16 protein-coding genes and 1 riboswitch are annotated in these 23,265 nt (G+C 65.5%); of the genes, 9 read left to right on the top strand and 7 right to left on the bottom strand.

The genetic code is table 11. The features are described 5' to 3' along the window. Positions 1-158 precede the first annotated feature (158 nt). Positions 159-1,214, top strand: coding sequence for a diacylglycerol acyltransferase/mycolyltransferase Ag85C (gene ag85C, locus G6N68_RS29330; protein WP_163719655.1), 1,056 nt, complete (start codon positions 159-161; stop codon positions 1,212-1,214). 100 nt (positions 1,215-1,314) lie between these two features. On the opposite strand, the gene G6N68_RS29325 is transcribed toward ag85C, so the two are convergent. The 3 genes from G6N68_RS29325 to G6N68_RS29315 all read right to left on the bottom strand — a co-directional run bounded on the left by G6N68_RS29325 (position 1,315) and on the right by G6N68_RS29315 (position 5,664). Further along, on the bottom strand, positions 1,315-2,661 hold the full coding sequence (locus G6N68_RS29325) for a maltokinase N-terminal cap-like domain-containing protein (RefSeq protein WP_163720066.1): 1,347 nt from the start codon (positions 2,659-2,661) through the stop codon (positions 1,315-1,317). 53 nt (positions 2,662-2,714) lie between these two features. Next, a complete protein-coding gene (treS, locus tag G6N68_RS29320; protein WP_163719654.1) occupies positions 2,715-4,511 on the bottom strand; it encodes a maltose alpha-D-glucosyltransferase in 1,797 nt (598 codons plus the stop codon). A gap of 97 nt (positions 4,512-4,608) precedes the next feature. Next, entirely contained in the window at positions 4,609-5,664 is a 1,056-nt protein-coding gene (locus tag G6N68_RS29315) for a S1C family serine protease (protein WP_163719653.1), read from the bottom strand. 431 nt (positions 5,665-6,095) lie between these two features. On the opposite strand from G6N68_RS29315, the gene G6N68_RS29310 reads away from it, so the two are divergent. The 3 genes from G6N68_RS29310 (at position 6,096) to G6N68_RS29300 (ending at position 9,274) form a co-directional block, all read left to right on the top strand. Then, a complete protein-coding gene (locus tag G6N68_RS29310) occupies positions 6,096-6,515 on the top strand; it encodes a TIGR03668 family PPOX class F420-dependent oxidoreductase (protein WP_163719652.1) in 420 nt (139 codons plus the stop codon). Positions 6,516-6,645: 130 nt separating this feature from the next. Next, positions 6,646-8,790 carry an elongation factor G-like protein EF-G2 gene (locus G6N68_RS29305; RefSeq protein ID WP_163719651.1) on the top strand — a complete coding sequence of 715 codons (2,145 nt, stop codon included), beginning with the start codon at positions 6,646-6,648 and terminating at the stop codon, positions 8,788-8,790. Positions 8,791-8,806: 16 nt separating this feature from the next. Further along, positions 8,807-9,274, top strand: coding sequence for a DUF2231 domain-containing protein (locus G6N68_RS29300; RefSeq protein ID WP_163719650.1), 468 nt, complete (start codon positions 8,807-8,809; stop codon positions 9,272-9,274). Positions 9,275-9,489: 215 nt separating this feature from the next. On the opposite strand, the gene G6N68_RS29295 is transcribed toward G6N68_RS29300, so the two are convergent. After that, on the bottom strand, positions 9,490-11,082 hold the full coding sequence (locus tag G6N68_RS29295; protein ID WP_163719648.1) for a FadD7 family fatty acid--CoA ligase: 1,593 nt from the start codon (positions 11,080-11,082) through the stop codon (positions 9,490-9,492). A 222-nt stretch (positions 11,083-11,304) separates the two neighbouring features. Here G6N68_RS29295 and oxc point away from each other — a divergent pair, with 222 nt between their 5' ends. Next, positions 11,305-13,044 (top strand): oxalyl-CoA decarboxylase, encoded by a 1,740-nt coding sequence (oxc, locus tag G6N68_RS29290; protein ID WP_163719646.1) that lies wholly within the window; start codon positions 11,305-11,307, stop codon positions 13,042-13,044. Here oxc and G6N68_RS29285 read toward each other — a convergent pair. Beyond that, on the bottom strand, positions 13,028-13,972 hold the full coding sequence (locus tag G6N68_RS29285; protein ID WP_163720064.1) for a LysR family transcriptional regulator: 945 nt from the start codon (positions 13,970-13,972) through the stop codon (positions 13,028-13,030). The two genes, oxc and G6N68_RS29285, sit on opposite strands and share 17 nt — an antisense overlap. A 263-nt stretch (positions 13,973-14,235) precedes the next feature. On the opposite strand from G6N68_RS29285, the gene G6N68_RS29280 reads away from it, so the two are divergent. From G6N68_RS29280 to G6N68_RS29270, 3 genes are all read left to right on the top strand, one after another. Then, entirely contained in the window at positions 14,236-14,991 is a 756-nt protein-coding gene (locus G6N68_RS29280) for a L,D-transpeptidase (RefSeq protein ID WP_163719644.1), read from the top strand. 179 nt (positions 14,992-15,170) lie between these two features. Next, positions 15,171-18,704, top strand: coding sequence for a carboxylic acid reductase (gene car, locus G6N68_RS29275; protein WP_205351552.1), 3,534 nt, complete (start codon positions 15,171-15,173; stop codon positions 18,702-18,704). A gap of 21 nt (positions 18,705-18,725) precedes the next feature. Further along, positions 18,726-19,664, top strand: coding sequence for an NADP-dependent oxidoreductase (locus G6N68_RS29270; protein WP_163719642.1), 939 nt, complete (start codon positions 18,726-18,728; stop codon positions 19,662-19,664). Positions 19,665-19,846: 182 nt separating this feature from the next. Here the strand turns inward: G6N68_RS29270 and G6N68_RS30385 are convergent, their stop codons facing one another. Continuing rightward, positions 19,847-20,011 (bottom strand): hypothetical protein, encoded by a 165-nt coding sequence (locus G6N68_RS30385; protein ID WP_205351551.1) that lies wholly within the window; start codon positions 20,009-20,011, stop codon positions 19,847-19,849. Positions 20,012-20,256: 245 nt separating this feature from the next. Beyond that, positions 20,257-20,426: riboswitch (M-box (ykoK) riboswitch) on the bottom strand. 81 nt (positions 20,427-20,507) lie between these two features. Between G6N68_RS30385 and G6N68_RS29265 the strand changes: the two genes are divergently transcribed. Beyond that, positions 20,508-21,167 carry an O-methyltransferase gene (locus G6N68_RS29265; RefSeq protein WP_163719640.1) on the top strand — a complete coding sequence of 220 codons (660 nt, stop codon included), beginning with the start codon at positions 20,508-20,510 and terminating at the stop codon, positions 21,165-21,167. A gap of 23 nt (positions 21,168-21,190) precedes the next feature. On the opposite strand, the gene G6N68_RS29260 is transcribed toward G6N68_RS29265, so the two are convergent. Continuing rightward, positions 21,191-23,257, bottom strand: coding sequence for an acyltransferase family protein (locus tag G6N68_RS29260; protein ID WP_240355992.1), 2,067 nt, complete (start codon positions 23,255-23,257; stop codon positions 21,191-21,193). Positions 23,258-23,265: the final 8 nt, after the last annotated feature.

Genomic DNA, 23,265 nt, shown 5'->3' with positions numbered 1-23,265 from the left:
ACCGTGACGATGCCGGCGTGACGCCGAAACGTTAGCCAACCGCTACCTATTGCTCCGGCCGTGACACGCGAGCCGCGCCCCGCCCCTGTGTTTCACTCCCCCAGAAGGGATTCGACCGCAATCCTGCGGCCGATGAAAGTTGGGATGGGTAGGGAGCTATGTCGTTCTTCGAAGAAGTGCGGAAGGTGCGTTGCGCAGCGGGAACCATCTCGCAGCGGCTGGCTATCGCGGCCCTGGGGGCGGCCCTGCTTAGCGGCCTCATCGCTGTCGTCGGCGGCACCGCAACCGCAAGCGCCTTCTCCCGGCCGGGATTGCCAGTGGAGTACCTGTCAATCCCGTCACCGTCGATGGGCCGCGACATCAAGGTTCAGTTCCAGGGCGGCGGGCCACACTCGGTGTACCTGCTCGACGGCCTGCGCGCCCAGGACGATTTCAACGGTTGGGACATCAACACGCCGGCGTTTGAGGAGTTCTACCAGTCCGGCCTGTCGGTGATCATGCCCGTCGGCGGCCAGTCCAGCTTCTACAGCGACTGGTACCAGCCCTCGCAAAGCAACGGCCAGAACTACACCTACAAGTGGGAGACCTTCCTGACCCGCGAGATGCCCACCTGGTTGCAGGCCAACAAGGGTGTGACGCCGTTCGGCAATGCGGCGGTGGGCCTTTCGATGTCGGGCGGTTCGGCGTTGATCCTGGCCGCCTACTACCCCCAGCAGTTCCCGTACGCCGCGTCGCTGTCGGGGTTCCTCAACCCGTCCGAGGGATGGTGGCCCACCCTGATCGGCCTGGCGATGAACGACTCTGGTGGCTACAACGCCAACAGCATGTGGGGCCCGTCCAGCGACCCGGCTTGGCGGCGCAACGACCCGATGGTCCAGATTCCGCGCCTGGTGGCCAACAACACCCGCATCTGGGTGTACTGCGGTAACGGCACCCCCAGCGACCTTGGCGGCGACAACATGCCGGCCAAGTTCCTCGAGGGTCTCACGTTGCGCACCAACCAGTCCTTCCGCGACACCTACGCGGCCTCGGGTGGACGGAACGGGGTGTTCAACTTCCCGAACAACGGCACCCACTCGTGGAACTACTGGAACCAGCAGTTGATGGCGATGAAGCCCGACATCCTGCAGGTGATCAACGCCCTGCCGGCACCGGCACCCGCACCGGCCGCGCCGGCCGCGGGGATCCCGGCGATGCCTGCGCCGGCCACCTGATCGGAACCGGTTAGCCAACCCAGCCAGCATCGGCAGCAGCGCAACGGCCAGCGCTGCTGCCGATGTTCTTTTCCGGCAAGCGGTGGCAAGCGGCAAGCGGTTAGGCGGTCAGGCGGGCGATCGACCGCATCGGGATGGGTAACCAGGTGGGCCGGTGCCGCGATTCGTAGCCCGTCTCGTAGACCGCCTTGTCGAGTTCGTACGCGGATAGCAGCAACGACGAATCGCGCGGGTCCACCCCAGAGGCGGCGGCGTAGCCGTCGCAGAATGCGGTCCGGTTGCGCTCGACCCATTCGCGGGCGCGCGCGGCAAGCTGCTTGTCCTCCCCGTGCTCCACCAACGGGCTGTAGGCGGCGTATTCGAAGGAACGCAACACACCGGCGACGTCGCGCAATGGCGAATCCGGCGCCCGCCGCTCTTCCAGGGGTTGGCCTGGCTCGCCTTCGAAGTCGATCAGCAGCCAGCCCTCCGGAACCCGCAACACCTGTCCAAGGTGCAGATCGCCATGAATTCGCTGCACTGTGATGGTCTCGTCGTGCAGTTTGGCGAACCGTTCCTCGATCGTCGCCGCGTACTCCTGCAACTCCGGCACCGTCGCAACGGCGGACGCCAGCCGGGCCAGCACCTGGTCGACCGGAAAGGTCGCTTCCGCGGTACCCAGGTTCTCCGCCAGGGTGGCATGCACGGAGGCGACCGCCTCGCCTAGCCGATAGGACTCACCGGCGAAGTCGCCGCCAACTTCGTGGGCGTACAAGTCGCCCTCAGCGAAGAGGTCACGGACGCTGGCGGTCGCCATCGCCCAACCCTCGGCCGCGTTGGCGGCGAACTCGGTCACCATGCCCAGCGGGGAGGACGAGTCCGGGTCCTCGCCCGCGATCTCGTAAGAGCCCAGGAGTTTTGCCACGTGCGGATTGCCGGCGCGCCCGAGCACCCGGTTGAGCTCAATATCGGGATTGATCCCGGGGCTGACCCGGCGGAACACCTTGAAGATCGCCGCCGGGGGGCGGTCGAAGATCACGCTGGTGTTGCTCTGCTCGGCCTCCGAGACGCGCGGAAAGGCGTCTCGCGGCAGCGCGACGTCCGGCTCCTTGGTGAACACCACCTCCACGTCCGACGACCTGCGCACTTCCTCCCCGTCGATCAGCGAGAGCAGGAATTGAGGCGCCGACGGGTCATAGAGTGCATCGAACGCGGTGTGGCTGTCGGCGGCGCCGATGGTGGCCAATGTGCTGTATTCGGAGACCGGTTCGGAATCCCATCCCACGATCACCTGGTAGCGCTCGGTGAAGCCGTCCGTGTACGTCACATCGACTAACACCAGGTCGAGGCCGTCCCGCAACGGCACGTTCGTCACGGGTACGGCGGTAGCCAGTTCGCGGTTGCGCCCGGCGTACCACCGCTGTTGTGGCAGCCAATCCGACCATGGCAGCTGGGCCGACGGGGTCATATTGCGCCGCTCCTCCTCATTGCTTTGCTCTGCATCGTCGCCGGCGCCGGTCGTCATAGTTCCTCCTCGGAGTTGGACAACCGGAACCAATAGAACCCGTGTCCTGGAAGTGTCAGCAGATAAGGCAAGTGCCCGATGCGGGGAAACAGCACCTGCCCGGTCAATTCGACCGGCGTGTAGCCGTTCCACTGCTGCAGGTTCAGTTCGATGGGCTGGGGGAACCGCGACAGATTGTTCACGCAGAGCACCACGTCCCCCTCGCCGCCGTCCTCGCCGCGCGCTTCCCGCACATAAGCCAGGACCGACGGGTTGGACCCGCCCAGTTCCTGGAAAGTCCCGACCGCGAACGCGGGGTGACGGCGGCGCACCGAAAGCATGGTCCGGGTCCAGTTGAGCAGCGACGTTGATGTGTCACGTTGGGCTTCGACGTTGACGGCCTGGTACCCGTACACCGGGTCCTGGCTGGTCGGCAGGTACAGGCGACCGGGGTTGGCCGTGGAGAACCCGGCGTTGCGGTCCGGTGTCCATTGCATCGGCGTGCGCACCCCGTCCCGGTCACCCAGCCAGATGACGTCGCCCATCCCGATCTCGTCGCCGTAGTACAGCACCGGCGAACCGGGTAACGACAACAGCAGCGCGTTGAACAACCGCATCTGGTTGAAGTCGTTCTCCAGCAGAGGCGCCAGACGCCGACGGATGCCCACGTTCGCCTTCATCCGCGGGTCCTTGGCGTACTCGGCGTACATGTAGTCGCGTTCCTCGTCGCTGACCATTTCGAGGGTCAGCTCGTCGTGGTTGCGCAGGAAGATGCCCCACTGAGCCATCTCCGGGATATCCGGGGTCTGGGCCAGGATCTCCGAGATCGGAAAACGCGATTCCCGGCGGACCGCCATGAAGATGCGGGGCATCAGCGGGAAGTGGAAGGCCATGTGGCATTCGTCGCCGCCGGTGCTGGGGTCGCCGAAGTACTCGACGACATCGGCGGGCCACTGGTTCGCCTCGGCCAGGAGCACCCGGCCCGGGAATTCGTCGTCGACCACTTTGCGGCAGCGCTTGAGGAAGGCGTGCGTTTCGGGCAGGTTCTCGCAGTTGGTGCCCTCACGCTCGAACAGGTACGGCACCGCGTCCAGCCGGAAACCGTCGATACCCAGGCCGAGCCAGAAGCGCAAAACGTCGATCATCGCTTCCTGCACGGCCGGGTTGTCGTAGTTCAGGTCCGGTTGGTGAGAGAAGAACCGGTGCCAATAGAACTGGCGCCGAACCGGGTCGAAGGTCCAGTTCGACTCTTCGGTGTCGACGAAGATGATCCGGGCGTCGGAGTACTTCTGGCTGGTGTCGCTCCACACGTAGAAGTCGCCGTAGGGCCCGTCGGGGTCGCGTCGCGACTCCTGAAACCACGGATGCGATTCCGACGTGTGATTCATGACCAGATCGGTGATCACCCGGATCCCGCGCTGGTGAGCCTCGTCGACCAGCGCGACGAAATCCTCCACCGTGCCGAATTCGGGCAGCACCTTGTAGAAGTCGCGGATGTCGTAACCGCCGTCGCGCAACGGCGAGTCGTAGAACGGCGGCAACCAGAGGCAGTCCACGCCGAGCCACTGCAGATAGTCCAGGCGGTCGATCAGACCGCGCAGGTCGCCGGAACCGTCGGCGTTCGAGTCGAAAAACGCTCGGACCAGCACTTCGTAGAAAACCGCGTGCTTGAACCAGGTCGGGTCGGCCGGCAATGCGGTGGCGTTGCCAAAGTCCTTGGCCTCGGGATGTTCGACCACCCCGTCTTCGACGTGACTGCCCTCGGCGGGATGGTGCGCGGGACCGTGCCTGGCGCCGTCTCTCTCGTCGTTCATCAATTCCACGATGCCACGGGTACCCGACGCGGGTGTCACGGAATCACGCGAGACCAATCATGGTTCGTGCCAAACGAATTGGCCTCGCGCGCCCGTATCAGGCCGGCGGCCCCTCGGCAAGGGTCACGTGTTCGGTGCGCTGCACGCCGGCTCGTGTGGTGAAGCTGATCGAGACGGTGTCCCCGGGGTGATGCGGGGTGAGCGCGTCTGACATGGCGGTCGCCGAGTTGATCGGCACGCCGTCAATCGCGGTGATCACGTCGCCCACCGAGATGCCGATCGACGCGGCAGGAGCGCTGCCCACCACGCGTTGCACCCGAGCGCCGTTGCCGTTGTTGTCGACGACACCGAGTCCGAGGAATGCCGTTGGGCCGACGTGCACGGTCGGCGAGCCGCCACCGCTGCGGATCTGGTTGGCCACACCCATCGCCGTTCCGATCGGGATGGCGAAGCCCTGGCCGCCCTGCAACAGGAAGTTCTCGGTCGCAGCCGTGTTGATTCCGACGACCTGCCCGGCGCTGTTGACGATGGGCCCACCCGAATCACCGGGCTGGATCGCGGCGTCGACCTGGATCAGGTTGTTCAGCGTCTCCGCGGCCCCGGTGAGGGCGTCGGACGCTTGTACAGTCTGCCCGACCGCGACGACCCGGCCGGCCACCGCACGTGGCGTGCCGCCCTGGCCGCCGGCGTTGCCGAGGGCCACGACCGGGTCACCGACGCTGACGCCACCACCGATCGCGGCGGCGGGCAGTCCTGCGGCACCGCGCAGTTGCAGCACCGCGATGTCGGCGGTGCGGTCGTAACCCACCACGTCGACGCCGTAGGTTCGGCCGTCGCCGACACTGAACGCGCTGATGTCGGTGGCGCCAGAGATCACGTGATTGTTGGTCAGGACGACACCGTTGGGATCGATGATGATGCCCGTCCCGGCACCCACCGCATTGTTGTAGCCCAGCTTGGTGTTGATGTTGACCAATTGCGGGCCCACCTGCGCGACCGCGGCGATCGGGTCGAGCGGCACCATGGGGAAGGGGAATTCTTTGTATGGTGCTGCGTGCGCGGGTGCTGGCGGAGCGAGCAGACTCAGGCCGAGCAGGCTCAAGACAGCCACCAACAATGACCACCTGTATGTCCGGCGACCCACTTTGCTCATCCCGTATCCTCCTGCGTCGGGGTAAGAACCAAAATTGTCCCAGCCATAGGGTCCGGGAGGCATGCCTCTATTTACATCACCGTAGTGCAGATAGCCAAGTAATTGCGTGGTCAACCCTATTCGGCACGATTCGAATTGTGACTGAGTTCACCGGCAAATTGTTCACCTTGTTGAGGCGCCGGGTGCGCGCCGTCGAACGTGTTGGGTATTCACCCGCTTCCTTACGACTGGGGCCACTAGCCGCACACTCGGCGAGGCGCCGGCGGCAAGGCTTCGCTGCCCAGGCGCCGAACGTGTGGGCTATTTACCCGCTTCCTTAGAACGAGGGCCAGTGGCCGCACACTCGACGAGGCGGAAGCCGCAATACTGAGGCCGCCAGCCACACACTCGACGAGGCGCCGGCGGCCGCCGACGCGCCATAAGCTGGATCGGTGGCCGAATTCGACCCGCAGGTCAGGTTCACGCACGCCCAGGTAGCGCGACTGGCCACGATTACCCCTGAAGGCGTCCCACACGTCGTGCCGGTGGTTTTCGCGGCGGACCCGGATGCGGACCACGATGTGGTGTACACCGCCGTCGACGCCAAGCCGAAAACCACCCAACGACTGCGCCGCATCTCCAATATCGAGAAAAATCCGAACGTCAGCCTGCTTGTCGACCATTACGACACCGACTGGACACAACTGTGGTGGGTCCGGGTCGACGGCGTCGCCACGATCCACCACGACGGCGCGGTCCTAGACCTCGGACACCGTCTATTGCGCACCAAATACTTTCAGTATCAATCGGTTTCGCTGGACGGCCCAGTCATTGCAATCGCGGTGCGGCGCTGGTCCAGCTGGCACGCCTGAACCGACCCGGCCCGACCCTTGTGCTGAACCGCAGTTGGGGGAATGGTGGGTATTGCGTCCTGTGAGCTAGAACACACTGCGCACGGGGGGCATTTAGAGATTTCGGGCCCAGGAGAACTGGAGGTATGTCATGGCCGACAGAGCGGGTGCTTCTCAAAGCGCGGGGGCCGCTCCCACTGCCGAAGCTCCCAACGCCATCCGCAACGTGGTGCTGGTCGGACCGTCGGGTGCCGGCAAGACCACCCTCGTCGATGCCCTGCTGGTCGCCGGCGGTGTGCTGAACCGGCCGGGTTCGGTGACCGAGGGCACCACCGTCTGCGACTTCGACGACGCCGAGATCCGCCAGCAGCGCTCGGTGGGCCTTGCGGTCGCGTCGCTGGCGTACGACGGCATCAAGATCAACCTCATCGACACCCCCGGTTACGCCGACTTCGTGGGCGAACTGCGTGCCGGGCTGCGTGCCGCCGACTGCGCGTTGTTCGTCATCGCGGCCAATGAGGGCGTCGACCAGCCGACCAAGTCGCTGTGGCAGGAATGCGCCCAGGTCGGCATGCCCCGAGCCGTGGTGCTCACGAAGCTCGACCACGCCCGCGCCAACTACTCCGAGGCCTTGGCCGCCGCGCAAGAGGCGTTCGGCGACAAGGTCTTGCCCCTGTACCTGCCCACCGCGGACGGCCTGATAGGGCTGCTGTCGCAGACCCAGTACGTCTACGAGAACGGCAAACGGACCACTCGCCCCACCGACTCGACCGATGCCGACCGCATCGAAGAGGCGCGAGGCAGCCTGATCGAGGGGATCATCGAAGAGTCCGAGGACGAGTCGCTCATGGAGCGCTACCTCGGCGGTGAAGCGATCGACGAGGCCGGGCTGATCGAAGATCTGGAAAAGGCCGTCGCACGGGGCTCGTTCTTCCCGGTGATCCCGGTGTGCAGCACCACCGGTGTCGGCACCGTCGAACTGTTAGAGGTCGCCACCCGCGGTTTCCCGTCCCCGATGGAACACCCTCTGCCGGAGGTGTTCACCCCGCAAGGCGCCAAGCATGACGCATTGACGTGCGACGTCAACGCGCCGTTGCTGGCCGAGGTGGTCAAGACGACGTCCGACCCATACGTCGGCAGGGTGAGCCTGGTGCGGGTGTTCTCCGGGACGATAAAGCCGGACGCGACGGTGCACGTGTCGGGTCACTTCTCAGCCTTCTTCGGTGAGACCAACGGCTCGTCGAGTCACCCCGATCACGATGAAGACGAACGCATCGGCGTGCTGTCGTTTCCCCTCGGCAAGCAGCAACGACCCGCGTCGGCCGTCATCGCCGGCGACATCTGCGCCATCGGTAGGTTGAGCCGCGCCGAAACCGGCGACACGTTGTCTGACAAGTCCGAACCGCTGGTGCTGCGGCCGTGGACGATGCCCGACCCGCTGCTACCGATCGCCATTCAGGCGCACGCCAAGACGGACGAAGACAAGTTGTCGGTCGGCCTGGGCCGGCTGGCCGCCGAAGACCCGACACTGCGGATCGAGCAAAACCCGGAGACCCACCAAGTCGTGCTCTGGTGCATGGGCGAGGCCCACGCCGGCGTGGTACTCGAAGGGCTGTCGAATCGCTACGGCGTCACCGTCGACACGGTCGAACTACGCGTGCCACTGCGGGAAACGTTCGCCGGCAAAGCCAAAGGCCACGGCCGGCACGTCAAACAGTCCGGCGGGCACGGCCAATTCGGCGTGTGCGACATCGAAGTCGAGCCGCTGCCGGAGGGATCCGGATTCGAATTCCTGGACAAGGTGGTCGGCGGTGCAGTACCGCGCAACTACATCCCGAGCGTGGAGAAGGGGATCCGCGCCCAGATGGAGAAGGGCGTGCACGCCGGGTACCCGGTGGTCGACATCCGGGTCACCTTGCTGGACGGCAAAGCTCACAGCGTCGACTCGTCCGACTACGCGTTCCAGATGGCCGGCGCGCTGGCACTGAAGGATGCCGCCACGGCGACCAAGGTGATTCTGCTCGAGCCGATCGACGAGATCTCGGTGCTGGTTCCCGACGAATTCGTCGGCGCCGTGATGGGCGATTTGTCCGCTCGCCGAGGCCGACTGCAGGGCACCGAAACCGCCGGCAACGAACGCACGGTGGTCAAGGCCGAGCTTCCTCAGGTCGAATTGACGCGGTACGCAATCGATTTGCGGTCGCTGGCGCACGGGGCCGCGTCGTTCACCCGAGCGTTCGCCCGCTATGAACCGATGCCGGAGAACGCCGCCGCCAAGGTGAAGGCTTCGGCCTGAACGGGTTTGGCAGTTCATGTCGGTAATCGACGGGCTTCCCGGCCATATACTGCTGAACCATTTCGTCGTGGTGCTGGGTCCGCTGACCGCGATCCTGGCAATCCTGTGTGCGGTGTGGTCGGTGGCGCGGCAACGGCTGATCTGGCTGACCCTGGCGCTGGCGGTGGCCACCCTCATCCTGACGCCGCTGACCATCAGCTCCGGCGACTGGTTATACGTAAAGCTAGGCAGCCCACCGGTAGTGGACCAGCACGGCCAACTCGGCGCGACCCTGGTCTATATCGTCGCGGCCCTCGCCGTGACGGTCACCGCGTTGGCCGTCATCCACCTGCGTCAGGCGCGTGGTCGGACCGTGAAGACCGCGGTGCGTGCCGTGGTCGCAGTGCTGGTGGTCGTCGCCGCCACGGGCACGCTGGTGCAGACCTACCGCGTCGGCGAAACGGGTGCGCGCGCCGCGTGGGGAAGCGTCACGGCGTCTGCATAGCGTCTGCATAGCGGCTGCATAGCGGCCCAACCGTCGCTCCCGGTCGTCGAGCGTGTGGGCTGTGGCCCCACACCTTTGAGAGAGGGGCCATAGGCGACACGCTCGGCGATGAGGTAACGGGACGCGAGTCATCGAATGTGCGTGTCCCGCACCCCCTCTCGCCAGTCCAGGGCAATACACCCCACACTCGACGCCGACAGGCGCCCTACCCCTCGCTACCCCTTGCGCCCGAACTGCTTGGCCACGGCGCGGCGGTCCAGTGAACCCTTAGCCGTGTGCGGCAGCTCGCCGGCGGTTTCAAAGCTGGCCGGAATCTCGAAGGACGCCAACCGGTCCCGGCAGAAGTCGGTAAGCTCCTCCGCGGTCGGCTCGTCGCCGCGCGGCACGATCACCGCGGCGACCGCTTCCCCATACAGCTTGTCCGGCACTGCGAAGACCGCCACCTCCAACACGCCGGGATGGCTGCTCAGCACCCCCTCGACGCGCTCCGGCGAGATCTTCTCCCCGCCGCGGTTGATGAGTTCCTTGATCCGGCCGCGAATGGTCAGGCTGCCGTCGGACGACAAGGTACCCAGATCACCGGTCCGCAGCCAGCCGTCGGTGAAGTTGTCCTTGGTGATCTGCGGGTCGCCGAGATAACCGCGCACCACGGTGCTGCCGCGCAACCACACCTCCCCCACCTCGTCGATGTCCACGGACTGCCCGTCGGATCCGACGATGCGGATCTCGGGTCCGGACGAACGTCCGACGAGACCCGTTGACTTTGCCGGGTTTTCGCCGAGCGCGATCGGGGTGGTGGCCACCTGATGCGTGGCCTCGGTCATGCCGAAGGCAACCACGACCGGAGCGGCAAACTCCGCCTCCAGGGCCTCGGCCGTCTCTGGGGTCAGCGGCGCGCTGCAACTACGGATGAAACGCAGTCCGGCGCGTCTGCTCCCCCGCGGTTCAGACTTGTTGCGCTCCAACAAGATTTGGTGAATCGTCGGCACCGCCGTGTACCAGGTCGCCCCGGCGGCTTCGATGTCCTCCCAGAACGTGTGTGCCGAGAACTTGCCACGGGCCGGCAGCAGGACGGTCCCGCCCGATGCCAAGGTGGCCAGTAGTGCGGCCACCAGACCGTGGCCGTGGTAGAGCGGCATCACCGCAACGGTCGAGTCCGCGGCGCTCAGTCCGTAGCAGGCGATGATCGAGCGCACCGAGGTAGCCAGGTTGTTATGTGTCCACGGCACCATCTTGGGAAATCCGGTGGTCCCTCCCGTGAACATGATCATCGCGTCGTCGGTCTGCAACCCTTCGGGTACCGAGGGGTCCGGGTCGGCCTCTTCCGCCGCGTGCAGATGCACCGACAGGGTGGACTCATCCAGGCCGGCCACCACGGCGACCGTCCACGACCGCACCGCCGGCTCGTCCTCGCCGCCCGAGGCGCCCGGCGGTTCGCCGTCGATCAGCATCACCCGGGCTCCCGCCGCCGTGGCGCGGGCACACTGGTCTTTGACGGGCAGTGCGGGATCCAGCGGCACCACCACGAGGTCCGCCCGTGATGCCGCCAGCAGCGCGACGACGAATTCGGCGTTGCTGGCCGTCCGCAGCGCGACCCGATCGCCGGGTTCCAGACCCGCGCGGGTCAACTGCGCGGCGAGATCCTCGACCAGACTGACCAGGTCCCGGTAGGTGACCCGTCTGCGGTCCTCGCCAATGATGAGCGCTGTCGCGCCGGGCACCTTGCTCGCCGCCAGGGCGATCAGTTCGGCGATACGCGGGCTTTGTTCGGCAACTGCTCTGCTGCGGGTAATCGCTTCGGGTGACATTGCCGGTTCCTTCCAAAGTTCGGCTGAGCGAGATGGGCGCCTAGTCAGCACGATGCCGGTGCCGATCCCGGTTGTCCAATATCGATCCGCTACTGCCCGATAGCTCCAAGCTATTGATTCGATAAGCGTCGTAAATCGCTGGATAGCGACTGGGTCTTGGACACCGCCCGGGTCACCCGACACAGTGACTGGTACAGATACGACGGGAAGCAAGGAGCCGCCATGACCACAGCATCGCGCATGACCGATGGAATTCAGCTCGTGGTGGACGCGCTCAAGGCCAACGATGTCGACACCATCTACGGGGTCGTCGGCATTCCCATCACCGACCTGGCTCGCGCGGCTCAGGCGTCGGGGATTCGCTACATCGGCTTCCGCCACGAGGCGTCGGCCGGGAACGCGGCGGCCGCGGCCGGATTCCTCACCCAGCGACCAGGCGTGTGCTTGACGACGTCCGGTCCGGGCTTCCTCAACGGCCTGCCGGCCCTTGCAAACGCCACCACCAACTGCTTCCCCATGGTCCAGATCTCCGGTTCCAGCCAGCGTGCGATCGTGGACCTGCAGCGCGGCGACTACCAGGACATCGACCAACTCAACGCGGCCCGGCCATTCGTCAAGGCCGCTTACCGGATCGCACGGGTCGAGGACGTCGGTCGCGGCGTGGCCCGCGCGATACGCACCGCGATCTCCGGCCGCCCCGGCGGTGTCTACCTCGACATCCCGGGCGAGGTGCTCGGTCAGACGATGGAGGAATCGGCGGCCGCCGCCACCATCTGGCGCCTCGTCGACCCCGCACCCCGCCAGCTCCCGGCGCCGACGGCGGTGGAACGCGCTCTCGATGTGCTATCCCAGGCCCAACGCCCGTTGATCGTGCTGGGCAAAGGCGCGGCATACGCACAGTGCGACAGCACAATTCGGGAATTCGTCGAGAAGACCGGGATTCCGTTTCTGCCGATGTCGATGGCCAAAGGGCTGCTTCCAGACTCGCATCCGCAGTCGGCCGCCGCAGCTCGCTCGTTGGCGATCGCCCGTGCCGACGTCGTCTTGCTGATCGGTGCGCGGCTGAATTGGCTACTGGGCCATGGTGAATCACCGCAATGGGCATCCGACGCCCAGTTCATTCAGGTCGACATCGCAGCGTCCGAGTTCGACAGCAACCGACCCATCGCGGCTCCGCTGACGGGCGACATCGGTTCGGTGGTCTCGGCGTTGCTGGACGGCCTGGCCACCCGTCCCATCCAGCCCGCCGCCGAGTGGACCAAGGAACTCGCCGAGCGCAGGGCGCGCAACGACGCCAAAATGCGCGAGCGACTGGCCGAGAACCCGCACCCGATGCGCTTCTACAACGCGCTCGGCGCCATTCGCTCAGTGCTGCAGGACAACCCGGACGTCTACGTGGTCAACGAGGGCGCCAATGCCCTTGATCTCACACGCAACGTCATCGACATGCAGTTGCCGCGGCACCGCCTCGACACCGGAACCTGGGGAGTGATGGGAATCGGCATGGGTTACTCCATCGCCGCCGCCGTGGAGACCGGGCGGCCCGTGGTTGCGATCGAGGGTGACAGCGCGTTCGGCTTCAGCGGCATGGAAATCGAGACCATTTGCCGCTACCGGCTGCCCGTCACCGTCGTGATCCTCAACAACGGCGGGGTGTACCGCGGTGACGAAATTGCGGCCGGTGCCACCTCTGCGGACCGCACCGAGAAGGACCCCGCGCCCACTGTGCTGAACGCCGGGGCACGCCACGAGCTGCTCGCAGAGGCGTTCGGCGGCAAGGGCTATCACGTGAGTACCCCCTCGGAGCTGGAAAAGGCGCTCACCGAGGCGCTGGCGTCGAACGGGCCGGCACTCATCGACTGCGAACTCGATCCCGGGGCCGGGGTGGAAAGCGGTCACCTGGCGAGCCTGAATCCCGCCCGCGCGGCGGGCTCGGCGAAGCCGCCTAGCGCCGCTGGGTGATTCCGTGCAGTTGGCCGTCGAAGAACTCGTTCAGCGCGAGCCCCTGCGCACTGGCTTTGAGGGCCCGGGCCACGGGTGAGCCTGGGCCACCGGCGTTGGTCACCAACGCGATGGTCGCTTTCAGGACGGGATCGACGAGTTGCACCGCCCGGATCTCACCGGATCTCGCCCCGGCCATGGGGGTCATCCACAACCAGGTGTGCGGCACGATGCACGCCCAGTCTCCGGCGGCGGCCTGCGCGAATAGTGAAGCCACCGAATCGGTCTCGACCTGGGGGCTGACCGTGATGCCGTGCTCGGCGAAGGCCGCATCGACGATCTGGCGGTCCCGCATGTCCGGAGTCAGCAGCGCCAACGGCAGTTGCGCCGCCTCGGGCCACGTCAATGTCGTCGCACCGGGGGACAACATGTCCGCCCGCGCGAGCAGCACGAAGTGTTCTTCGTACAGCGGCACCGAGTCCACATCGTGCACACCCTCCGACGCGGGATGCACGATGACCGCATCGAGTTCGAATTCCCGTAGCCGCCGGTACAACTCGGTGGTCGCCAGCCGAGAACTGATCTGCACCTTGACCAAGGGATGCTCCGAGCAGAACGCCGACAGCACCAGTGACGCCGTCGTGGAGGCGGTAGGAACCGTGCCCAGTCGGAGCGTGCCGGTGATCCCGGAACGCACCGCGGCCACCTCCGCCTTGAAGGCATCGTGCTCGGCGAGTATCCGCTTGGCCCACACCACCAACCGCTCCCCCTCGGGAGTGAGGCCCTCGAAGCTGTGTCCGCGATTGATCAGCGTGACGTTGAGTTCGCGTTCCAGCTTGGCGATCGCCGAGGAAAGGGCGGGTTGCGATACGTAACAGCGCTCGGCCGCCCGGGCGAAGTGCCGTTCCTGGGCGACCGCGACAAAGTACTCCAGTTGGCGGAAGAGCACCCGCACCCTTTCGACTATGAGACCGGCTTTCGACACCGATCTCGCTGAGGCTACCGGGGCGGGCAGCAAATTGCCCGAAAGGTTGTGCCCGGCAGTCTCTGCCGAACCGCGACGCACCACCGTGACATGACGATATACACAAGTGTTTCGGCCATTGCAAGCGCTTATGCCAAAGCTGTGAAAATGTTTGCTAGGACCCTCAAAGGCTAGACAACATCTAGAATGCGCTTGTGTTGATCACACCATCGCGAGAGGCGGCTGCCATGCGTCGAGTGTTTCGTTATCTATTCGTTATGCTCGCAATCTCGACTTTCACAGCAGTTGGGTTCGCTAGCCCCGCCACCGGCGCTGTCCCCGTACCGACGTCCCTTCCCGGCGTTGCTTCGGTGTTGCCGGCCAACGGCGCGGTCGTCGGCGTGGCCCACCCGGTGGTGGTGACGTTCCAGGCACCGGTGACCAACCGGCGCGCTGCCGAGCGGTCCATCCAAGTCAAGTCACCCAGCAACATCACCGGCCGCTACGAGTGGGTCAATAGCAACGTCGTGCAGTTCGTTCCGGACCACTACTGGCCGCCGCATACCCGGGTATCGGTGGGTGTGCAGGCAATGACCGAGGGCTTCGAGACCGGCGACCAGCTACTTGGCGTGGCCAGCATCTCCGCGCACACCTTCACCGTCAGTCGCAACGGGGAAATCCTCAAGACCATGCCGGCTTCGATGGGCAAGCCCAGCCGGCCCACACCGATCGGCAGCTTCAACGCGATGTCCAAGGAACGCACCGTGGTGATGGACTCGCGGACCATCGGCATCCCGCTGAACTCCTCTGACGGATACCTGATCACCGCCTCGTACGCGGTTCGCGTCACCTCGAGCGGTGTGTACGTGCACTCCGCGCCCTGGTCGGTGAACTCACAGGGCTACGCCAACGTCAGCCACGGCTGCATCAACCTCAGCCCGGACAACGCTGCGTGGTACTTCAACGCCGTGACCATCGGCGACCCCATCGAGGTAGTCGCCTAACTCTTTCCCGCGAGCGTGCGTGTCCGCACGGCTGCACGCCGCGCGGCTCGTACATCTGCGCACGCTCGGGCAAGAGTGGGCAAGACCAGGCTGTGGTGACGGTCACACCACCAGCTTGGAAGACGGACCACGTCTAGTGGGTTGGCGCTAGTATCGCCACTCGCACGAAAGGTCCTGCCATGACCGGTGACCAACAGCAACGCATCGACCGGTTGACCGCCAGTGACGAGCAGTTCCGAAACGCCAAGCCTGACGCCGCAGTTCGGGCGGCGGCGCGCGCCCCCGGTCTACGGTTCCCCCAGGTGATCCAAACCCTGGTCGACGGTTACGCCGACCGCCCCGCCCTGGGTTGGCGGGCGCGCTCCCTGACGACGGACCCCGTGACGTCCCGAACCACAGCCCAGTTGCTGGACCGCTTCGAGACCATCACCTACCGCGACCTGTGGGCGAATGTGCAGGCCATCGCGACGGCTTGGCGGCGCGACCCGGTTAACCCTGCTTCGCCCGGCGAGGTACTCGCCACCGTCGGATTCGCCAGCGCGGATTACCTGACCCTCGACCTGGTGGCCGGGTACCTCGGCCTGGTGAGCGTGCCGCTGCAGCACACCACCACGGCGTCTCGGCTGCAACCCATCGTCGCCGAGGTCGAACCGCACATCCTTGCCGCAAGTGCCGAGTACCTCGATCTGGCTGTCGACGCGGCGCTGGGTAGCACCTCGCTGCGGCGCCTTGTCGTGTTCGATTACCTCCCGGAGGTCGACGATCAGCGAGAGGCCGTGCAGCGCGCCCAGGCGAAGCTGGCCGCCGCGGGTATGTCGGTGACCGTCGAAACACTCGCCGACACGACCGAGCGTGGTCGCGAGCAACCGCCGGAGCCGCTGTACACCGGTGACACCGATCAACGGCTCGCCATGATCATGTACACCTCCGGCAGCACCGGATTACCCAAGGGCGCAATGTATTCCGAGCGGATGGTGACCAGGATCTGGACCACCGAGCTGTTGCCGGAAGCCGAGCACCTGCCGGTACTCAACGTCAACTTCATGCCGCTCAATCACCTGGGTGGGCGGGTACCTCTTTCCAGCGCGTTCCAGGCCGGCGGCACGAGCTACTTTGTGCCAGAAAGTGATCTGTCCACACTGTTCGAAGACTGGAAGTTGGTGCGCCCCACGGAGATGGGCTTGGTGCCCCGGGTCGCCGAGATGCTCTACCAGCGCTACCAGAGCGGCGTCGAGCGGAGGATCAATCAGGGCGGCGACACCACAACCGCTGAAGCAGAGGCGCAAGCCGAGATTCGCGAACAGGTCCTGGGTGGCCGCGTCCTCACCAGCTTCAGCAGCACCGCGCCCCTGGCCGCGGAGATGAAGACTTTCATCGAGTCATGCCTGCAGGTCCACGTGATGGACGGGTACGGCCTCACCGAATTGGGGATGGTGACCAAAGACGGCAAGGTGAGCAAGCCCCCGGTAATCGACTACAAGCTCATCGACGTTCCCGAGTTGGGCTACTTCCGCACCGACAAGCCGTACCCGCGCGGGGAACTGCTGGTGAAGTCCCAGACCGCGACGGCGGGGTACTACAAGCGTCCCGACGTCACCGCCAAGGCGTTCGATGCCGACGGCTATTACCGCACCGGCGACGTCATGGCCGAGATCGGCCCGGATCGGCTCGTTTACGTCGACCGCCGCAACAACGTCTTGAAGCTCGCGCAAGGCGAATTCGTCGCGGTCGCACGTCTGGAAGCCATCTTCGCCGGGGCACCGCTGGTACGCCAGATCTTCCTCTACGGCAACAGCGAGCGCCCCTACCTGTTGGCCGTCGTGGTTCCCACCGCCGAGGCGCTGGAGCGCGCTGCACAAGACGGTGCCGACGGGTTCGCCAGACTCAAAGCGGACCTGAGTGATTCGCTGCGCAATACCGCTAAACTCGCCGAACTGCAGTCCTATGAGTTGCCCGCCGACTTCCTGATCGAGACCGAGCCCTTCAGTTCGGACAACGGTCTGCTCTCCGGGGTCGGCAAACTGCTGCGGCCAAAACTGAAGGAACGCTACGGCGAACGGCTCGAGCAGCTGTACACCGAACTTGCCGATAGCCGGGTGGCGGAATTGCGTACCCTTCGGGCAAAGGCGGGGGAACGCCCGGTGATCGAGACATTGACGGAGGCGGCCGAAGCGCTGCTTGGCCTGGTAGGTGGCCCGCCCGCACCCGAGGAACACTTCATCGAACTCGGCGGAGACTCGTTGTCCGCCTTGACATTCTCCAACCTGCTGGCCGACATCTTTGACGTCGACGTGCCGGTGGCACAGATCATCGGTCCCACCAATGACTTGGCGAGCATCGCGGGATATGTTGAAGCCGAACGCCTATCGGGCACTAAGCGGCCTACGTTCGCCGCGGTACACGGCCAGGGCGCGGTAGAGGTACGCGCGGCAGACCTGACCCTGGACAAGTTCATCGATGCCCAAACGTTGGCTGCGGCCCCGTCGCTGCCGCCGGTGACCGGCACGCCTCGGACCGTGCTGCTGACGGGGGCCAACGGCTACCTCGGCCGCTTCCTCGCGCTGGATTGGCTGGAGCAGCTTGCCGACACTGGCGGAACGCTCATCGCGATCGTGCGCGGCTCTGACGCGGCAGCGGCCCGAACCCGGCTGGACGACGTCTTCCGCGGCGGTGACGGCGCAATGTTCGAGCGATTCCAGGCACTGGCCGACGGGCACCTCGAGGTGATTCCCGGTGACATCGGCGAGCCGAATCTTGGCCTCGATCAGCCGACTTGGGATCGCCTGGCACGCAGCGTAGACATCATTGTCCATTCGGCAGCACTGGTGAACCATGTCCTGCCGTACGACCAGTTGTTCGGGCCGAACGTGGTTGGTACCGCGGAGGTGATCCGCCTGGCGATCACCGACCGCATCAAGCCGGTCACCTATCTGTCGACCGTGGCAGTCGCGATGCCGATAAACCCGAACGAGTTTGAAGAAGACGGCGACATTCGCGACGTCAGTGCGGTTCGCTATATCGACGGCGGCTACGCGAACGGGTACGGAAATAGCAAGTGGGCCGGCGAGGTGTTGTTCCGCGAGGCGAACGACCTGTGTGGACTACCGGTCAAGGTATTCCGGTCCGACATGATCCTGGCCCACAGTCAATACGCCGGCCAGCTCAATGTGCCGGACGCGTTCACCCGCTTGCTGATCAGTCTGCTGCTGACCGGGATCGCGCCGGCGAGTTTCTACGAGACGGATGCCCAGGGCCGCCGCAGCAAGGCCCATTACGCCGGTCTGCCAGCCGATTTCGTAGCCGAAGCGATCACCAAGCTGGGTGCGCGAGGCACGGCAGACGGTGCACCGACGTATGTTTCTTACGACGTGATGAATCCGCACGACGATGGTGTGTCCCTGGACACCTTCGTCGACTGGCTGGTGGCTTCGGGTCATGACATCAAGCGCATCGATGACTACGACGAATGGCTGGCGCGCTTTGAGACAGCGCTGAGGGCCTTGCCGGAGAAACAACGTCAGCATTCGGTATTGCCCCTGCTCGACGCCTACCGCAAGCCGCAGCCGGCACTGCCCGGAGCATCCGCGCCGACCAAGGTCTTCCGAGCTGCGGTACAAGACGCGAAAATTGGCCCGGACCAAGACATTCCGCATCTGTCTGCCGCATTTATCGACAAGTACGTCGCAGATCTGCAATCGCTCGGGCTGATCTAGGAAACCGAGGAGGAATTCGATATGTCACCTTCAACAGCGCGCGCAGTGCGGTTCGACCGCTTCGGAGGGCGCGAGGAGCTGTACGTAGCCGACATCGACATGCCGACACCGGAGTCCGGCGAAGTGGTGGTCGAAGTCCGCGCCGCAGGGATAAATCCCGGCGAAGCAGCCATCCGCCTCGGGGCGCTCCAGCAGATCTTCCCCAGCACGTTCCCATCCGGCGAAGGCAGCGACCTGGCCGGCGTGGTGACCGCCGTAGGTCCCGACGTCACCGAGTTTTCGGTGGGCGACGAGGTCCTGGGATTCAGCTGGCGACGGTCCAGTCACGCCACCCACACGGCCGTTCCGGTGGGCAACCTGATTTGCAAGCCGCCCGAATTGAGCTGGGAGGTAGCCGGTTCGCTGTACGTCGTAGGTGCGACGGCCTACGCGGCGGTCCGCGCCGTCGCGCCCCAATCCGGCGAGACGGTTGCAGTGTCGGCCGCCGCGGGTGGTGTGGGCAGCATCGCCGTACAGCTGTTGACGCGGCACGGCGCTCGGGTGTTGGGCATTGCGGGGCCGGGCAACGCCGAGTGGCTGCGCGCCCACGGCGTGACCCCTGTCGTCTACGGCGACGGGCTCGCGGACCGTTTGCGGGAGGCGGCGCCCGACGGAATCGATGCCTTCATCGACCTTTTCGGTCCCGACTACGTCCAGCTTGCGGTGGATCTCGGTGTGGCACCCCAGCGGATAAACACCATCATTGCGATGGAGAAGGCCGCCGAAGTCGGGGCCAAGACGGAGGGCAGCGCCGAGGCCTCCACGCCGGAAGTGCTCACCGAACTCGCCGATCTAGTCGCCTCAGGCGCGATCGACTTCGACATCGCCGCTACTTATCCACTCGACCGGGTGGCTGACGCCTACGCCGAACTCGAGCAACGACACACGCACGGCAAGATCGTTCTGCTACCGCAGAAATAAGCGTGACGGTCAGGCCAGCTCGGCCTGGATGACCCTGCCGATCACCGAGACCGCCGCGGGCGTCGCATCCGACACTCCGCATCCGAGACAGCCACATCCGACACCGCCGGGTCGAGCCCGGCGGTGTCGGACAAGCGGCCGTATCGCGGCGTGAATCTCGGAGTCATCGAATTACCGTGAGGTCACGCGGAAAACGGGCCGTCGGGTGCGTGGCCACCCAATGAAGCCGTGAACACCGCGATCGGCATCCGCGAGACATACAGGTTGGTCCGCTCCTGAGGCGTCAGTGGCGTCCGCCTGCCGATCTTGAGGAAGCGGGAAATACGTTGTGTACGAAGGAAGGCCATGATCTTCTCCTTGCGGGAGTCCGACCGGCTGGAGCACTTCGGCCCTACGCGGCAGAACTCTGGGAGGGTTCAGGCCACTCTGAGAATGCCGAAAATGCCGGAGCCGGATCGGGGAAAGACGGATTGCGGATAGGGACTATCGCCGGGACACATCTCGCCCTCACCTCCTCGCAGCCGGGACACACGCGGGTGTCAGCGCAATCACCTGAACGAAAGAGGCGCAAGAGCCCAGCGGACCGTCCGCCGGAACACCCCTCTCGTCGGAGCTTCGGCACTGCACGGCGTATCCGATAGTTCGGAAGCCACTTGGGCTCAACCCTTAAGCCGGGAAGAGCTGTCCTGACCCGGGGCGTCTCTCGACGTTCGGGGTCAGTGGCCTGTGTCCATGCAGACGCCTCACCTACCGAGGTGTTTGCCTTTCTATGCTGCACCCAAACCTCAGTCGGCGTCAAACTGGCCCCCAGCCTGAGCTCGGTCCGGGCCTACGCTCAGACCTATGGCCAATACCTTGCAGGACCCCAAGGTCGCGTCGACGTTAGACCGGATGTACGCCGAGTCGAAGAACCAGATGGCGCAGCTGCGCGCCCGGCGGGATGACTTCGCCCGCCCCATGACCGTGCAGGAACGCACGGAGGCGATGAGCGAGTTCTACATCCCGGTGACCCCGGAAGCCGGCCGGCTGCTGTACGCCCTGGTCCGCGCGACCCGTCCGCAAACGATCGTCGAGTTCGGCATGTCGTTCGGCATCTCCGCCATCCACCTGGCTTCGGCGGTCCGTGACAACGGCAGCGGGCGGGTGGTGACCACCGAACTCAGCGACACGAAGATCGCCGCCGCCAAGCAGACCTTCACCGACACCGGCCTGGCCGATGTGATCACCATCCTGGAGGGCGACGCCCTGGTTACGTTGGCCGATGTCGGTGGGTCGATCGATTTCGTACTGCTTGATGGCTGGAAAGACCTCTACCTTCCCGTGATCGAACTGCTGACGCCGCGGTTGTCAACGGGTGCGCTGGTCGTCGCGGACAACACCGAGGCCGCCGATACCCGGTCCTACCTGGACTACGTGCGCAGCCCGGACAACGGCTACGTCAGCTTCAATTTCCCCGCCCGGGAGAGCGACAGCATGGAGCTCAGCTGCTGGGTGGGCGGTTAAGGCCCGGCCCGACGGTCAACGGCTTAGCGCAGTGATTCTTCGAGCCACGGGATCAGCCATTTCACGCCTTCTGGCGTCAGGTGAACGCCGTCGCTACGCACCTTGATGCCGTCGACCTTGGCGGTGTAAACGCCGTCGGGACAGAGCTTTTTGTTCAGATCGATGATGCCGACGTTGGGACGCTGGGCAACGGCCTTGCGCAGCATGGCGTTCCACTGGTTCACCCGTTCGGGTTGATCTTCCGGATACAACCGACCGTCCGGCCTTTCACCGCCCCGGCTGTACGGCACGGTCGCGACCATCACCCGCACACCGGTTGAGCCAACGATGCTCAGCGCGCGCTGTAACTCGAAGTCGAGGTAGGCGTCGAAGGTGGGTTCACCGATGTGGGTCCATTTACCTTCGTTGACCCGGTCGACGGTCTCCCACCGACCGATGACCAGCAAGGCGACATCGGGTTGGTCCTGGTTGATCTGCGCCGTCCAGCGAGTGGGCCAGTTGTCGCATTCCGCTCGTTGTTCCAGGGTTTGGCCGATGTAGCGATAGGGCGTACCGCGCACCAGGCTGCAGCCGATGACGGTGTGGTCGATAAACCTGAAGCCGGGCGTGGGTGGCAGGAAGTGCATCATCGTCCACCCGATGGAATCGCCGAAGACCGAAACGGTGAACGGCTGGTTGGGATCTCGTGGCCGGGGCGGCTGCGTCGGCTGGCCCGGCGGCGACGGCGACACCGCGGCAACCGCGTTCACGCCGGGCGGAAGCCCGACCTCACGCAGCCCCGGCCCGGTTCCGACCGGGATTACCAGCATCGTGACCGCGGCGGCGCTGGCGACGGTAGCGGCGGCCAGCGGCAGCAGCGGGACCCCTTGGGGTCGCCAGCGACGGATCGGTCGCTCGATCACCCAAAACGAGACGTAGGCGAGCGCTACCGTCGCTGCGCACCGGAGGGCGAAAAGCCGCGGGCCCTCCCATCCGGTCCGTTCCCCGTTGAGCGCCAGAAAGATCGGCCAATGCCACAGGTACACGCCGTAGGAGATGGTGCCCAACCACACCAACGGACCCCAGCTCAGGACCCGGGCCACCGCTCCGCGCTGCTCCAGCGCGACCGGCGCCACCACCAGGACGGCCGCTACCGCCACGACCGTAAGGAGGCCGTGCCGGAACTCGGCCGCGTCCCCGGTGGCGTAGTGGGTGATCGCCCCCAGCACGGCCAACCCGACCAGCGGCAGCACCCGGGCAATTCGGCGGCCCCAGCGCGTCCGGATCAAGCACCAGCCACGATTCAATGCCGACCAATCCCGAACCAGCAGAGCCGCTGCGGCGGCACCGATCAACAATGCCTGCGCCCGGGTGTCGGTACCGAAATAGATCCGATCCCGGGTGGCGTCGGTGGTAAAAACGATCGCGCCCGCCGCGGAAACGACCGCGCCCAGCACGGCAATGATGAATATGGCGAATCGGACGTGGCCGACCGTCGTCTTGGCGAAATATCGCCGGGCACGCGCCGCCAGCGCCAGGGTCACCGCGATCATCAGCAACGGCCAGACGAAGTAGTACTGCTCTTCCACACCCAGCGACCAGGTGTGTTGCAGGGGCGACGGCGGTGCACCCTGGGTGAAGTAGTCGGTTTCCTGAGCGACGAAGCGCCAGTTGGCAATCCACAAGAACGCGGCGAGCGCGTCGCTGCGCAATCCCGTAAGTGCTTGGTAGGGAAGCAAATCGCGCGCCGCAGCCACCACCAGCACCATCAGTACCAACGCCGGTAGCAGGCGGCGCGCACGTCGAATCCAGAATCCGGTCAGGTCGATGCGGCCGCTGCGGCCCAACTCGTCCAGCAGCAGCGAGGTGATCAGAAATCCGCTGAGGACAAAGAAGATGTCGACGCCGATGAAGCCGCCGCTCACCCCTGGGATGCCGCCGTGCCCGATGAGCACCAGCGCTACCGCTACCGCGCGCAGTCCGTCCAACGCCGGAATGCCGTTCTGACGATCGGGACGGTCCAGGTTCGCACGACGCTTGACACGCGGCACAGGGGCAACCCAACGGCGCTTAGCCGAATGCGCCGGTGCGGGGTGAGTCCCGCCCGGCACAGCGCTCG

Source organism: Mycobacterium bourgelatii, from assembly GCF_010723575.1.
Lineage (GTDB): Bacteria > Actinomycetota > Actinomycetes > Mycobacteriales > Mycobacteriaceae > Mycobacterium > Mycobacterium bourgelatii.
Note: the sequence above shows the minus strand (reverse complement) of the source record. Positions and strands in the feature narration are given on the sequence as shown.